Origin of the sequence: Hymenobacter sp. (assembly GCF_036388155.1) — a bacterium.
Taxonomy (GTDB): Bacteria; Bacteroidota; Bacteroidia; order Cytophagales; family Hymenobacteraceae; genus Hymenobacter.
This window is the reverse complement of the sequence record NZ_DASVSI010000056.1, coordinates 1-14,613: the sequence shown is the minus strand read 5'-3', so window position 1 is coordinate 14,613 and position 14,613 is coordinate 1. Positions and strand designations below refer to the sequence as shown.

Sequence of the window (14,613 nt, the reverse complement as noted above, 5' to 3'; positions counted from 1 at the left end):
AATTTATGTCGACGCTCAATTGTTGATTTTCGAAATATATACTTGGTTTGCCTGCTGCTTCGGCTTTTACTTTTCCATTCCCCTCCTCTCTTGAATTATGAAAAAGACCCTCGTTCTCGGCGCTTCTGACAACCCGGCCCGTTACTCGTTCCGAGCCGCGCACATGCTCAAAAATCATGGCCATGAGGTGGTGCCGGTGGGCATTCGGAAGGGCGAAGTAGCGGGCATGGCCATCCACACCGACCGGCCCCAGGCCGAGGATGTCGATACGGTGACGCTGTACGTCGGGCCGCAAAATCAGCCGGCTTGGTACGACTACATCCTTGACCTCAAGCCTAAGCGCATTTTATTCAATCCCGGCACGGAAAACCCGGAATTGGAGCGCCTGGCCCAGCAGCGCGGCATCCAAACGGAAGAAGCGTGCACGTTGGTGCTGCTTTCTATTGGGCAGTACTAAGCGTGTGAAGAGAGTGCAACGTTTCTTTTGAGTTAGCCGAAGCCGCTTTATTGCTCCATCTAGCCGCCCCTCTTCTCCCAAAGGAGAGGGGTCAGCGGTGAGGTTCCGCGGCTGGAGAAGCGAGCGGAATACTTCGACTAACTCAGCATGAGGTTTAGCATTCGCTCGTAAAGCTTTACCCACGCTTTCTATTAAAGAAGAGGTTTGAGAAGTCGGCTCCGCCCGGTCCGACGCCCTAGGCGTCCGACCGGTTGTCGGCAGGGCTTTCGGGAGGATGGTGCGACCAACAACCGGTCGGACGCCTAGGGCGTCCGACCGGGCGGAGCCACATAGTTTCTAAACAGCGTCAAAACCTTAGCGTAGTTTCGGAGTCGGTGCACGGTCGCGCTACTGTCCGACGTGTACGCTGATATTGAAATTCCTTTAGGCCCGCACCTGACTTCATTTCCGGAGTCAGGGCTGTTGCGGGCCTGATTGTTTACTTCCGCACCGTCCAGCCTGCTCCTGGGCTTATTGCCAGGTAGACTTTGTCACCCGGCGCAACCGCAACTTGGTTTACTCGGGCTTTTACCACGGTTTCGCGCAAGGAGAATTCTAGTTCGTGGTATTCGCCGAAATAGCGAATTGCTATCACCACTCCGCGCACGCTGCGGTCCAGCGGACTTGCGCTGACGACCAGCTGCTCGGGTCGGATTAGCAGGGCGGTATTCTTGGGCAGCCGCGTGCCTGCGGGCAGCAGCGCCCGGCGGTCGGGGCCATCAATCAGGTTATAATCCCCGAAGAGGGCGGCCGTGTACTCATCGACGGGTTGTTGGTAAATCTGTTCGGGCGTTCCCTGCTGCACGAGTTGCCCACGGCGAAGCACCATGATTTCATCGGCCCACGGCAGGGTGTCGGCCGCGTCGTGCGACACCAGCAGGCAGGTGACGCTGAGCCGGGCGCCAATGTCTTCGAGGATGGCCTGCAAGGCGCGTTTGTGTGAGCGGTCGAGGTTGGAAAAGGGCTCGTCGAGCAGCAACAAGTGGGGGCTGCCCAGCAGCAGGCGCGCCAGCGCCACGCGCTGTTGCTCGCCGCCCGAGAGCTGGTCGGTGCGGCGGCTCAGCAAGTGTTCAATTCGGCAGAGTTCGTACAGTTGCTGGGCTTCGGCTTCGGGCCGCTTGTTGGCGTAGCGCAGCACTTGCTCGACCCGCAGCGAATGAGGAAGCTCCGATTTTTGGGACAGGTAGGCCACGCCCGGGTGGCCGGGCACCAGGGTTTCGGCGGGCCCACGGACGCGGCTGCCGGCCACGCGCACCTCCCCGGCGCTGGGCTGAATCAGGCCGGCCACGATTTGCAGCAGCGTGCTTTTGCCGGCTCCTGACTCGCCGGTCAGAGCCAGCTTGCGCCCCGCTGGCTGCGCAAAACTGATGTTTTGCAACACCGGGCTGCCGTGTTCGTGCAGGTAAATGCCAGATACTGTGAGCAAGTTCAGGTCGGCCGCAACGGGGCCAAGGGATGATGTACGAATGCGGCCAGCGGGCTGCGCTGGTCGGCTTGGCGGTGCAAGCTACGGTAGCAAGCGTTTGGCTCCCGGCGGGCGGGCACTTAATCAAGGCATGAGGGCAATAAAAACCCGCAATGCCAGGCAACCTTCGGCCCTACTTTCGCATCTCGCGCGACAACACCTCTTTTTCTTCTGCCCTTTGCCAACTCTTACCGTGACTCAAGCCGACCTCATCGCTGCGTGTGTGCGGGGCGAGCACCGGGCCCAGCGCCAGCTCTACGAGCAGCTGGCCGGGCTCATGCTCACCGTGTGCCGCCGCTACCTCAAGCGGCGCGAAGACGCCGAAGAAGCCCTGCTGCTGGGCTTTGCCAAGATGTTTCGGGCCTTGCCTACGTACCGCTTCGAGGGCAGCTTCGAAGGCTGGGTGCGGCGCATCATGGTCAACGAAGCCCTCATGCAGCTGCGCCAGCACGAAAAAATGGTGGTGTCGTTCGAAGAGTTTCCCCAGCCCGAAAACCTGGCCACCACCGCGGCCACGGCCGACACCCAACTGCAGGCCGAAGACCTCCTGACCCTGCTGGCCACCCTGCCCGCCGGCTACCGCGCGGTGTTCAACCTCTACGCCCTGGAAGGCTACGGCCACCAGGAAATAGCCGAGCTGCTGGGCATTTCGGAGGGCACCAGCAAGTCCCAGCTGAGCAAGGCCCGCGCCATGCTGCAGCGCCGGGTAAATTTCTCCGCTATTTCGACCAACTGAATTATGCCTCCTGAAAATATAGACGACTTATTCCGCGACAAGCTCGACGGCCACGTCACGCCGCCGGCCGACGACCTGTGGGCCCGCCTGCAAGCCGCCAGCGCGGACGAGGCCGCGCCGGAAGCCCCGGCCCCGCGCATCGACCACCTGTTCCAGCACGGCCTGAATGGCCACGCCACCCCGCCAAGCCGCGAGCTATGGGAGCGCCTCGAAGACGAACACCTGCGCCCCGTGAAACGGCGGGCAGCGGCTTGGTGGCCCATGGCCATTGCCGCGGCGCTGGCGTTGCTGCTCGTGGCGGGCGGCGCCGGCTTGTGGCTGGGCTTTCCCGCGCGGACGACCGAAGTGGCCACGGTGCCGGCAGTTGAAAAGCAGCCAGGCCGCAACAAGGCGCAACACCCGGCAGGGACGGTTGCGACGAATGCCACAACAGGCAATGGCGACAAAAAAGCCGGGGCTGAAGCCGCCGCTGAACAAGCTGCTTCCGCTGCTGGCCAGCAGCCCACCGTTGCGGCGAACACGCCCCAACAACAGCCCACGGCCAGCGCCGAGGCAGCCGTTCAAAAAAAGATGCCCCCCGAGGCAACCCGCTCCGGGATGGTTGCATCTACCGCACCAAAGGCCAGGATTTCCGCCCCCGGGCAGTCGCCTCGCCGCTTGACCGAAACCTCCCGGCGTCCGGACGCGGCCGCCAGCCGTCTTCCCCAAGTGGCCCAAACTACTGCCCGCCCCGCCCGACCCACCGCTGCTGACGAGCCGCGGCAAGCCCCCGAAACCACCCCGGTGGTGGCCGTGGCTCCCCAAGTAGTACCGGCGCCGGAAAACGTCCCCGCCGTGGCCGCCTCGGCCCTCGCCCATTCCCTGATTACGGTGGATGTGCGGACCGGCGAAGACCCCGCCGCCCGGCCCACCAAAACAGTCGGCACGGCCTTGGCCGGGCTGGCCGAGCCCGAAGAGCGGCGCCGCCTCGGGGGCCGGCTGCTCCAACAGGCCGGGCACCTGGTGCGGGGCGAGCGGGTGAGCCTGGCCGAAGTGACGGGCCTGCCCGAAAACGTGACCGTGCGGGCCACGGTGGCGGGCCGCAGCCTCACCAAGTCCATTCAATTGTAATTCCACTCCCATCTTTTTAGAAATCATGCAACGCGCAATTCTCACCTTCTTTCTGTTGATGGCGGCCTTGCTGGGCGGGCTGAACACGGCCCAGGCCGGCGGCCTTTCCACCCGGACCGTGCAAAAAGACACCATCGTGGTGCGCCTCCCCAACCAAGCCACCATCACCCTCACGGTGCGCGACGCGGCCCAGCTGCGTCAGATGAAAAACTACCAGCTCGACTCGCTGACTTCGCGCCTGGCCACCTACATCCTCCAGGCCGAGAAAACGGCTCAGTCGGCCACCACCGACCAGGTCACCCTGCAGTTTTACCCCGACAAAGACCAGCCCGGCAAAAACCTGCCCGAGCAAATCCGCATCACCACCCGCCGGAAGTCGGCCCACAACAACCGCGTAGACGTAATGCTGAACAAGACGTTCGGTGTGACCGTGACCACGGATGAGAACGGCTCGAAATCCTACAACACCGGCGAGGGCACGTCGCGGGAAGAGCGCCAAGCCAAGCGCGACTCCACCCGCTTGCGGAACATTGAGAAAAAGCGAACTTCCTCCGACTTTGTGCTGGACTTGGGCCTCAATGCGCTCGTAAACCAAAAGGCCCTAGTAACGCCTACGGGCCCCGCCGAAAGGGCCGACTTGCGCACCGAAGGCTCCCGTTACATCAACTTTGGGTTGGATTATCACACGCGCATCGGCGGCAAACGCAGCCCCGTTGGTCTCACTTTCGGCCCCCACTTTGCCTTCAACAACTTCATGCTGAGCGGCAATAATAAATGGGTGAACCAGGCCGGCATTACCCAAGTGGTGCGTGAAACCGACGGGCGGCAATATCAAAAGAGTAAGCTTGGCACGTCTTCGGTCAACCTTCCCGTAATGCTGCGCCTGCAACTGCGCGACAAGCACTTCAAAAACACTTTTGCCATGGGAGCTGGCGGTTTTGTCGGCTACCGCATCAAGTCCTGGACCAAGCTCAAGTACACCACCGACGGCAATACGGAGAAGCAAAAAGAGGACGGCAGCTACAACATGGAGGACTTTCTCTACGGCGTGCAGGGCACCATTGGCTACGGCGGCCTCGAGTTGTTCGCTAAGTACAACATGAACAACTTGTTCCGAGAAAATGCAGGCCCCGACGCCCAGGTTGTGAGCTTTGGCCTGAGATTGTTCGGCAACTAACAACCGCAGCCAACTCCCTGCTCGTCAGGACCGGTTGATAAGTCCGTTTTGAAACCACGCAAAAGCCCCCGCTCTACTATGGAGCGGGGGCTTTTGCGTGGGGCGCAGCGTGGCCACATCTTATTAAGGCCCAGTATCGAATACTGAACCTCCTGGGGCAAGTTTCGCCTTCAATTGCCCGGACCAGACACACCATGAGAAAAGTCGATGCCGGGCCTGACCTTCACTAGCACCCGTTCGCGGTGGACCACGGTAGCCGTGGTGTATCTCTTCGCCTTTTTTGTGAATCTAGCGGCCACCGATGCCAGCCTGATGGAGTCCCGCAACTTCGTGGCGGCGCGAGATGGCCGCCGGCGGCTCGTGGCTGATTCCCACCATGTACGGCTGCATAGCAAAGCACAAACCCTGTACCATCGGCCCGATTGCTGCCCAAGCTTGCAGCCAATAATTTCAACTGCTGAGGCTTACGCGTTTACTGGTTTCGAAAAAAATTATCAAGCAGGATGGCCGCCGAAATGGCCACGTTGAGGCTTTCGGCCCCGCCGCTGGCCCCGCGGGGAATGTGCAGCCGGTGCGTAAGGGCCGCTTCCACCGCCGCCGTGAGGCCGTGCGACTCACTCCCCATCACGAGCACGCCGGCGGGGCGCAGCGTGAGCCGATGCACGTTCTCGCCGTGTAAATCGGCGCCAAAAACCCCTACTGCCGGCGGCAAAGTGGGCAGCCAGGTGGTAAGGTCGCGCTCCCAGACGGGCACGCGGGCAAAAGCGCCCATGGTGGCGGCCACGGTTTTGGGGGAGTACGGGTCGGCGCAGCCGGGGCTGAGCACCACGCCGGGCAGGCCGTACCAGTCGGCCAGGCGCAGCAGCGTACCCAGGTTGCCGGGGTCCCGCACTTCGTCGAGGGCGAGCAACAAAGCCGATTCGGGCAGCGTTGGTGGCAGAGGTTTTTCGGTGGGCAGGCGGGCCACGGCCAGGGCGGTGGTGTTGGTGGCCAGCGTGCCCAGTTGCGTCAGTTCGTACTCGGTGGCCACCAGCACGGGCAGCTGAGCGGGCAAGTGGGCACGGTTTTGGGCAGCAAATTCGGCGGTGACCAGCAAGTGTTCGGGTTCCAAGTCTGAACTTAGCAGCTCCAACACGCTTTTGCCACCTTCCACCAGAAACGCCCCGTGGCGTTGCCGGTATTTTTTTTGGTGCAGCGACTGCACGTATTTGCCTAGTGCTTTTGAAACCATTGTTGATTAACTATTCAGCGAAGCTACGGGCCACCGGCTGGCAGCACGCGCGCACCAGCGGGCTGCTGGGGCTGCTGCTGCTGGCGGCGTGCTCGCCCTTCAAGCTGCTGCGGCCCAACCAACGCTTGCTCAGCCGCGTCGAAATAAAAGGGGTGGAACAGGCCGACAAAGAACGGCTCACCGCGCTGGCCCAGCAACAGCCCAACAGCCGGTTTCCGCTGCCAAAGCTAGCCATCTACCAACTGGGCCATCGGTTTTACGACTCGGCGCGCATCAAAAACAAGCTGCGCGACCTGCAACTCTCCTACGACGCCAAGCTGAAAGCCGCCACAGACTCGGCGGAGCTGGGCAAGCTCATTGCCCAGCGCGAACGCAAAATCAACCGCAAGCAGCTGGCCCTCGACAAGGGCAACGCCATCATGCGGCTCGGCGAGGCCCCGGTCATCTACGACACGGCCCTGACCCGGACCTCAGTGGAGCAGATGACCACCTTCCTGCGGTCGCAGGGCTTTTTTCGGGCGCGGGTCACGGCCAACGACACGGCCGAATACCAGCGCGGGCTGGTGAAGCGCCTGCTGGTGGGCGTGGGCTCTATTTTTCCCAGCAAGCCCGATTCGCTGGACCTGGCCAAGCAGCGGCGCCGCGTCACGGTGGAGTATAACGTCACCGAGAATAAGCCTTATGTGTACCGGCTGCAGGAGCCCAGCATTCCCGACTCGGGCGTGGCGGCGGTCGTCCGAAGCGCCCAAGGCGCCACCCTGCTGCGGGAAAACGAGCGGTACAACGAGGAGCTCATTGGCAAAGAGCGCAGCCGCTTGGAGACCCTGCTCAAAAACGCGGGCTACTTCGATTTCCGCGAGCAATACATCACCCTGGAAGCCGACACCAGCTACGAAAAATTCACGGTGCGGCTGCGCACGCTCATCGCCAACCCCAGCCCAACCCAGGGCCACCGCGTGTACACGGTGCGCCAGGTGCGCTTCGTGACCGACGCCGGCGTGGGCCGCACCCTGCGCAACGCGGCCGGCGACACCCTGCGCCGCGCCGGCACCCCCGGCGCCTTGCGCACTCGCCCCAGCCTGGGCGTCCGCACCGACACGGTTACGACCGATTCGGTGCGCTTTGCCGCCTACGACCAAAAGTTCAGCACCAGCCTGCTGGCCCGCAAAGTGCTGGTGCGCCCCGGCCAGCGCTACAGCCTGGACCGCACCCTGCAAACCCAGCGCCTGTTGGCCGACCTGGACATGTTCCGCTTCAACACCGTGAACTACCGCAAGGTGCCCGACCCGCCCACCGCCGACAGCCTGGGCCTGAAGCCGCCCACCGGAGAACTCAACGCCGTAATCAACGCTTCGCCCGCGCCGAAGTACGCCGAAACCACCGAGTTCGGCGGCACCTACATTGCCACCCTGGTGGGGCCGTTCATCAACGTGCGGCTCAAAAACCGCAACCCCTTCGGGGGCGCCGAGGTACTGGAGCTGGGTTTGCGGGCGGGCATCGAAGGCCAGTTGACGCGCGTGGCCGACCTCAACAGCACCGAAGAAGAACCCGTCGCGGTGTTCACCTACCAGTTGGGCGCCACGGCGGCACTGGTGTTTCCGCAGTTCCTGGTTCCCTTCCGCACCAACCGCTTCCTGACCCGCTACAACCCCAAAACCCGGCTTTCGCTGTCCGAAACCTTTGTTGACCGGCCCGAATACACGCGGTCAAATTTTGAGTTTGCCTACGACTACATCTGGCAAAAGTCGGTGTTTCACCAGTACGTGTTTTCGCCGGTCGTCATCACGCTGGTGAACACACTTGACGTGAGCACTGCCTTCCGGGAACGGCTCGAGTTCCTGCGGCTCACGCAGGGGTCGTCGTTGTACCGGTCCTTTAACAAGCAAATCGAGCCCAGCTTCAGCTTCACCTCGCTGTACAATTCCAACGATTTCAACCAAACGCGCGACGCTAAGTACCTGCGTCTGTTTGGCGAAATTGGGGGGCTTACCCGCAGCCTTTACCAAAAGTCGCTGTATGAGCAAACCGAGCTGAACGTCTACGACTTTGCGCGGTTCAGCATCGACTACCGCCGCTATCACCACCTCACGCCCCAAACCTACTTCGTGTGGCGCCTGAACGGGGGCGTGGTGCACGCCCTCACCAAAACCGACGACCCCGCCACCGAGGCCTCCGATGCCCAGTACATCATTCCCTACGACAAGTCGTTTTTTGCCGGGGGCTCTACCAGCTTGCGGGCCTGGCAGCCCCGCCGCCTCGGTCCCGGGGGCTTCACGCCCACCCGCCTCACCACCGACAACCGAGTGGTGCGCGACTACCTCACCGAGCAGCCCGGCGAGCTGTTGCTGGAGGGCAGCGTGGAATACCGGTTTCCCATTTACGGTTTCGTAAAGGGGGCTTTGTTCACTGACTTTGGCAACGTGTGGGGCCTGCAGGAACGCCGGCAAGAAGACCCGAGCTCGCCAGCATTTGGCCAGTACCTGCGGCCGGGCGCGCAGTTCCAGCTCAACCAATTCTACAAGCAGATTGCTGTGGGCTCTGGCGTTGGCATACGGTTCGACTTTACGTTCCTCATCCTGCGCCTCGACATCTCCACGAAAATTTACGACCCCACCGCCTTCCCGGGCCAGCGGTGGGCCCTGCGCAACTTCGATTCCAGCGCCAACCCCATTGCCTTCAACCTGGGCATTGGCTACCCTTTTTAATCTAAAACGAGGAGGCCGGGCGGCTGAGGGTTGGAATGTGCTAAGCGCCTCGTCCACCTCCCGCCGCCCGGCCTCCTCGTTTTTCAGCTCCTTTAGAACTCATCCGAACAACAAGCCTGATAAAAAAACCACGGTCCTGCTGACCGTGTGGACATTGTTCAGGCAGGCTCTTAATAGGCGAGCAGTTCCCCGAGCGCGGCCGCAACTTTGGCGGCGCTGGGCAGCATTTGGCGCTCCAGCTCCACGTTGAGGGCAATGGCGGGCAGGTTGGCAGCGCCCAGCGTGAAGACCGGCCCATCCAGCACCTCGAAGCAGTGGCGCTGAATGCGCCCCGCCAGGCTCTCGGCGAAGCTGTTCATAAGCGGCTCCTCCGTGAGCACCAGCACCTTGCCGTGGCGGCGGGTGGCAGCCGTCACGGCCTCGAAGTCGAGGGGGTTGAGCGTGCGCAGGTCCAGGATTTCGATTTGGCCGGGGAAGTCGCGGCTGGCGGTTTTGGCCCAGTGGACGCCCATGCCGTAGGTCACGACCAGCGCCGTTTCGCCGCGGCGCAGCTTGTCGGCGTCGGCGGCTTGAGCAATGGCGGCCTGGCCCAACGGCACCACGTAGCCCGTAGCGGGCTCGAAGGTTTTGGCGTCCTCCGTTCCGGGCACCTTGCTCCAGTACAAGCCTTTGTGCTCGAGCATAATCACTGGATTGGGGTCCAGAAACGCGGCCCGCATCAGGCCCTTCATGTCAGCCGCGTTGCTGGGGTACACCACTTTGATGCCCCGAATGGTCAGCAGCGTGCTTTCGATGGAACCCGAGTGGTACGGCCCGCCCCCGCCGTATGCGCCAATTGGGACGCGTATCAGGGCCGGGATGGGGAATTTGCCCATCGTGAGGTAGCACGACTTGGACAGTTCTTCCACCAATTGGTTCAGGGCCGGCCAGATGTAGTCGGCAAACTGAATTTCCACGATGGGCCGGGCGCCCACCGCCGCCATGCCCGCCGTGCTGCCCACAATGTAGGCTTCCTGAATGGGGGTGTTGAACACCCGGGCATCGCCGTATTTCTTGGCCAGCAGCGCGGCTTCGCGGAATACGCCGCCCAGTTCCCCGCCCACGTCCTGGCCGTAGAAAAGGGCCTCCGGAAAGTCCCGCAGAATGTCGTCCACCGCGTGCAGGGCCGCGTCCACCATCAACGTTTTTTCGGCGCCCGCGGGCCGGCGCTCGCCGGCTTCGGCGGTTACGGCGGGGGGCGCAAACTCGTGGTTGGCAAAGGTGGCGGGGTCCGGGTTGGGCGCGGCCAGCGCCTCGGCCCAGTCGTCGCGCACGGTGGCCTGGGCCTTGGCCGCCAGGGCCGCCAGCTCTTCTACCGACACGCCGGCCGCCAGCAGCTGCTGGTGCAGGCGCGGCAGCGGGTCCTGCTCCTGGTGGGTGGCCAGGTCGCTGCGGTACCATTCGCGCCGCACGCCGCTGGTGTGGTGGCCCAGCAAGGGGCATTTGGCGTGCACCAGCACCGGGCCGCGCCGGCTGCGCACGTGCGCAAACGCTTCGGTTAGCCCGGCGTGCGACGAGCCAAAATCGGCGCCGTTCACTTGCAGGCGCCGCAGTCCGGGAAAGCCGGCGGCAAACTCGTAGGCGTTCATGGCCCGCATTTCCCGGCCCGTGGCCGAAATGCCCCAGTCGTTGTCCTGCACCAAATACACAATGGGCAACTGATGCAAAATGGCCATTTGCAAGGCCTCGGCCACTTCTCCCTCAGTCATGGCACCGTCCCCTATCGAGCACAGCACCACGGGCTTGGAAGCAGAAACGGGGAGTGAAGATTGAGAATGTTTACCACCTTCCAATTCTTCATTCCTCATTCTTGATTCCTCATTCCCAGGCACCGCCAGTGCTTGGCTCTCGAAGTAGGCCAGGGCGTGAGCCATGCCCGTGGCCGGAATGGCTTGCATGCCCGTAGCCGAGCTCTGGTGGGGAATGATGGGGAAGCCCGGCCGCCGCAGCGACGGGTGCGAATAATAGGTACGGCCGCCGCTAAAGGGGTCATCGGCTTTGGCCAGCAGCTGCAGCATCAACTCGAACGGCCGCAGCCCCATCCCGAGCAGCATGGCGTCGTCGCGGTAGTAAGGCGCGGCGTAGTCGTTCTCGGTGAGCAGAAAAGCGGCGGCCAGCTGCACGGCCTCGTGGCCCCGGGCGGTGGCGTGCACGTAGCGCGCGGCCACGGTTTTTTCTTCTTCATACAGCGTGGCCATGGCCGCGGCGGTGTGCATGAGCCGGTAAGCGCGGCGCAGCAGTTCGGGGTCGGCCGCGAGCGCCGAGGCTGGCACGCTGGCGGGGGCAGTGAAAGCCGCGGCGGCAGCGGCGGCGGCCGTGGCTACGCGGGTCGATGCAAAGTCAGTGGTGTCGGGAGCACCAAAAGCAGCAAAATCAGACATTGAGGATGGGAAGTGAGTACACAAAAGTACGCCTGTCCGGCCGCCGTATCTTTGGCCGCCCATCCAAGCCGGCACTTTCGGCCCGGCTCGGGCATTCCGTTCGCTCCCAACCTGTGCCCTCTGCACCTCCATCTTCGTGACTCCCACTGCCTCCCCCACCATACGGCCCGAAATTGAAACCTGGCTGGCTGATTTTCAACTGCGCCTGTGCCAGCAACTGGAAGCCGCCGACGCGGGCCCCGCGCACTTCCTCACCGATGCCTGGCAGCGCGAAGGCGGCGGCGGCGGCCGTTCAAAAGTCCTGGAAAACGGCCGCGTCCTGGAAAAGGGCGGGGTGGGGTTTTCGGCCGTGTGGGGCCAAATGAGCGCCGCCGCCGCCCGGCAATTGCACATGCCCGACCCTCGCTTTTATGCCACCGGCGTGAGCGTGGTGCTCCATCCGCGCAGCCCGCGGGTGCCCATCATCCACATGAACGTGCGCTATTTTGAGGCCGGCAATGGCGAGGCGTGGTTTGGCGGCGGCATCGACCTGACGCCCATCTACGTGGACGAGGCCCAGGCCCGCCGGTTTCACGCGCGCCTGCAGGACGTCTGCCAGCGCCACAACCCGGCGTACTATCCCAAGTTTACGCGCTGGGCCGACGACTATTTTTTTCTGCCCCACCGCCAGGAGACGCGGGGCGTGGGCGGCATTTTCTACGACCGGCTAACCGTGGGCCCCGACGGCGGCGCGGAGGAGCTGTTCGCTTTCATGCGCGACGTGGCCGAGCTTTTCGGCCCGTTCTACTCCGAGCTCATGGCCGAAAACCACGCCCTGCCGTTTGGCGAGCGCGAAGAAGCCTGGCAAACGCAGCGCCGCGCCCGCTACGCCGAATTCAACCTGGCCTTCGACCGCGGCACTCGCTTCGGCCTCGAAACCGGCGGGCGCACCGAGAGCATTCTCATGAGCCTGCCGCCCCGTACCGGCTGGGCCTACAACCCCGCCCCACCCGCGCCCGGCACGCCCGAGGCCCGCACGCTGGCCTGGCTCCGCAAGGGCGTAAACTGGCTGGCCGATGCTTGAAACCATCAAAACCCTTGACCGCCAGCTGCTGGTGGCCATCAACCACGCCAACGGCCCCGTGCTGGACGCCGTCATGGTTTTTGCCTCCAACCGCCTGGTGTGGTTTCCCGCCTACGCGGTGCTCATCGGGTGGCTTATTTATCGCTTTCGGCGGCGGGCGGTGTTACTGCTCCCGCTCATTTTTGCCGCCGTGGGCCTGGCCGACAGCATCACCAGCCGCATTTTCAAGCCGTTCTTCGGCCGGCCCCGCCCCTGCCACGACGCCACCGTCTTCACGCAGCTTTACCTGCCCGATGGCTGCGGCGGGCAATTTGGCTTTTTATCGTCACACGCCGCCAATTCCATGGCACTCGCCGTGTTTATGGCCATTGCGCTGCCCGCGGGCCGGTTCCAATTACTGAAAATAATTATATTTGCGTGGGCGCTGCTGTTATCCTATAGTCGAATGTACCTCGGAGCCCATTATCCTACCGATGTACTAGGCGGAGCCGCAATAGGTGCTCTACTTGGCTGTTTTGCCGCTTTGGCATTTCAGCATTGGGCGCCTGAACAGATTCAATAAATACTATGCTTTCTTATATTTCATGTATAACAAACCTCGACGATTCCTATTCTTACTATGCAGCACCCGGCGTCTAGGCAATAGCGAGCAGTTGGCTTATTGTGCCGCGCACCCGCTTCCGTTCGGCACCGAGCAAGAGTGGCTTCATTTGCAGGACTTTCTCCTGCCGGAGTTTACGGACCTGCGGCACCACGCGTCGTTTCCGCAGCCCGTGGGCAATGCCAAAACCCTGCTGACTGCCACCGTGCAGGCCACCGACGTGGTGCTGGTCAGCCCGCTCTACATGTACAACATGCCCGCCCAGGCCAAGCACTACCTCGACCACTGGAACGCGTGGCTGCGCATCCCCAACCTCAATTTCCGGCAGCAGATGGCGGGCAAAACCCTGTGGTCGATTGTGGTGAGCAACGTGGGAAAGTTTGAAGCCCAGCCGTTGGAAGAGTCGCTCATACTCACCGCTCAATACCTCAAAATGCAGTGGGGCGGCATGCTCCACGGCACCGGCTCGCTTCCCAACGACATCCAGAACGATGACCACGCGCAGTTGCTGGCCAAGTCATTTTTTGCCACACCGCCCGTTTCTTTTGTTGGCACTCCCGAAGCCTTGCCCCCCACAAGGCCCAAAAAAGCCCCGCTAATGATGTAGCGGGGCTTTTTTGTTGGCTTGCATTACTTGGCGGGCTTGCGGTTGCCGGTGTGGCCGTCGCCTTTGTCGCCCTGGCCGGGCTTGCTGGTCTTCTTGGAGTTGTGCCGGTCGTCGAGCGACAGCGAGCGGTTCAGGTCGACGGACTGCTCAATCTTGCCTTCTTTATCGCGGCGGATGTAGCGCTTGTCGCCTTCGTTGGGTTCAATTAATTCGCGTTTGGACATGATGCAAAATGCGGTTTCGTGGAAGGATTTACTTCCTACGCACCGTCAGCCGCTAAGTTGTTGCGTTGTCGCAGAAGGAGTTGCGGGCCGATAAGCCAGCGGCGTTCCACCTCAATGTTTATCGGAAAGTGCGAAAGCCGTTGTCGTAGTAAATCAGCCGGCCGTCCTTGTCCTCATAGTAGGCGAACGGGTACGGTTCGTTCTTGAGCGTGACTCGCCACGCTTTTACCAGGTTTTCGGCGGCGTTGCTCGTGCCGGCGTTGAGGTCATAATAACCGAATTCTACGTTCACGCATTTGTTCTGCAAATTCCCGCGTTGCGGGTCTACTTTGTTAATAGTAGCCTCAAAAAGTGCCCGTAGCTGGCCTGGTTTTAGGGCAGGAACCGCACTCAGGCTAGTGCCAGCGAATGGCTTGCCCGCCCGGTAGTGAAATGCCCCGTCTTTAAACAGGAAATTCGACGTTGCAGTAAAAACCGGCAGGCCACTGGCATACTCCTCCACGCCAACCACTTGCGAGTCGAAAGCGGCGTAAGGGGGAAAATAGGTTTGCACCGATTCGCGGGAATACCGGGTGTAGCGAAAGGTTCTGTTGTCGAGGTTGTTGCGGGCAAACAAGCTGTTGGCCGTGGCCGCGTCGGCTTTGCTCACGCCGTGCGCGCTAACCGGCACCACGAGGACCTCGCTGCAGCCTTTGCTGCTGGCGAGCCCGGGAGCGGCGTCATCGGCTTTGGAGCAGCCCAGCAACACCGGAGCCAACCCCAGGAGGGCATAAAGAAT

The 14,613-nt window shown here is 62.3% G+C and carries 13 protein-coding genes; 8 read left to right on the top strand and 5 right to left on the bottom strand.

Annotation, left to right across the window (positions count from 1 at the left end; all coding sequences use genetic code 11):
- Nucleotides 1-97: 97 nt before the first annotated feature.
- The gene (locus VF629_RS07980; protein ID WP_331057941.1) at nucleotides 98-457 is read left to right on the top strand and encodes a CoA-binding protein; all 360 of its coding nucleotides are present in this window, start codon (nucleotides 98-100) and stop codon (nucleotides 455-457) included.
- Nucleotides 458-935: 478 nt separating this feature from the next.
- Here the strand turns inward: VF629_RS07980 and VF629_RS07975 are convergent, their stop codons facing one another.
- Nucleotides 936-1,922 (bottom strand): ABC transporter ATP-binding protein, encoded by a 987-nt coding sequence (locus VF629_RS07975; protein ID WP_331057940.1) that lies wholly within the window; start codon nucleotides 1,920-1,922, stop codon nucleotides 936-938.
- Nucleotides 1,923-2,139: 217 nt separating this feature from the next.
- Between VF629_RS07975 and VF629_RS07970 the strand changes: the two genes are divergently transcribed.
- The 3 genes from VF629_RS07970 to VF629_RS07960 are packed head-to-tail and all read left to right on the top strand — an operon-like array spanning nucleotide 2,140 to nucleotide 4,984.
- On the top strand, nucleotides 2,140-2,697 hold the full coding sequence (locus VF629_RS07970; RefSeq protein WP_331057939.1) for a sigma-70 family RNA polymerase sigma factor: 558 nt from the start codon (nucleotides 2,140-2,142) through the stop codon (nucleotides 2,695-2,697).
- Nucleotides 2,698-2,700: 3 nt separating this feature from the next.
- Complete coding sequence (locus VF629_RS07965) at nucleotides 2,701-3,807, top strand: hypothetical protein (protein WP_331057938.1); 1,107 nt, start codon at nucleotides 2,701-2,703, stop codon at nucleotides 3,805-3,807.
- 25 nt (nucleotides 3,808-3,832) lie between these two features.
- Complete coding sequence (locus tag VF629_RS07960; RefSeq protein ID WP_331057937.1) at nucleotides 3,833-4,984, top strand: outer membrane beta-barrel protein; 1,152 nt, start codon at nucleotides 3,833-3,835, stop codon at nucleotides 4,982-4,984.
- 472 nt (nucleotides 4,985-5,456) lie between these two features.
- Here VF629_RS07960 and VF629_RS07955 read toward each other — a convergent pair whose 3' ends face one another.
- A complete protein-coding gene (locus VF629_RS07955; protein ID WP_331057936.1) occupies nucleotides 5,457-6,215 on the bottom strand; it encodes an RNA methyltransferase in 759 nt (252 codons plus the stop codon).
- On the opposite strand from VF629_RS07955, the gene VF629_RS07950 reads away from it, so the two are divergent.
- Complete coding sequence (locus tag VF629_RS07950) at nucleotides 6,206-8,920, top strand: BamA/TamA family outer membrane protein (RefSeq protein WP_331057935.1); 2,715 nt, start codon at nucleotides 6,206-6,208, stop codon at nucleotides 8,918-8,920. The two genes, VF629_RS07955 and VF629_RS07950, sit on opposite strands and share 10 nt — an antisense overlap.
- A 170-nt stretch (nucleotides 8,921-9,090) precedes the next feature.
- Here VF629_RS07950 and VF629_RS07945 read toward each other — a convergent pair whose 3' ends face one another.
- Entirely contained in the window at nucleotides 9,091-11,340 is a 2,250-nt protein-coding gene (locus VF629_RS07945; RefSeq protein ID WP_331057934.1) for an alpha-ketoacid dehydrogenase subunit alpha/beta, read from the bottom strand.
- A 136-nt stretch (nucleotides 11,341-11,476) separates the two neighbouring features.
- On the opposite strand from VF629_RS07945, the gene hemF reads away from it, so the two are divergent.
- From hemF to VF629_RS07930, 3 genes are read left to right on the top strand one after another with little or no spacing between them, the layout of a single operon-like run.
- Nucleotides 11,477-12,403: an oxygen-dependent coproporphyrinogen oxidase gene (hemF, locus tag VF629_RS07940; RefSeq protein ID WP_331057933.1), complete on the top strand. Its 927-nt coding sequence runs from the start codon at nucleotides 11,477-11,479 to the stop codon at nucleotides 12,401-12,403.
- On the top strand, nucleotides 12,396-12,965 hold the full coding sequence (locus VF629_RS07935; protein ID WP_331057932.1) for a phosphatase PAP2 family protein: 570 nt from the start codon (nucleotides 12,396-12,398) through the stop codon (nucleotides 12,963-12,965). Before hemF ends, VF629_RS07935 begins: the two co-directional genes overlap by 8 nt.
- A gap of 22 nt (nucleotides 12,966-12,987) precedes the next feature.
- Nucleotides 12,988-13,611 (top strand): flavodoxin family protein, encoded by a 624-nt coding sequence (locus VF629_RS07930; RefSeq protein ID WP_331057931.1) that lies wholly within the window; start codon nucleotides 12,988-12,990, stop codon nucleotides 13,609-13,611.
- Between the two features lie 23 nt (nucleotides 13,612-13,634).
- Here VF629_RS07930 and VF629_RS07925 read toward each other — a convergent pair whose 3' ends face one another.
- Complete coding sequence (locus tag VF629_RS07925) at nucleotides 13,635-13,835, bottom strand: hypothetical protein (protein WP_331057930.1); 201 nt, start codon at nucleotides 13,833-13,835, stop codon at nucleotides 13,635-13,637.
- A 118-nt stretch (nucleotides 13,836-13,953) separates the two neighbouring features.
- Nucleotides 13,954-14,613 (bottom strand): hypothetical protein (locus VF629_RS07920; protein WP_331057929.1); only part of this gene is annotated, 660 nt, incomplete at its 5' end.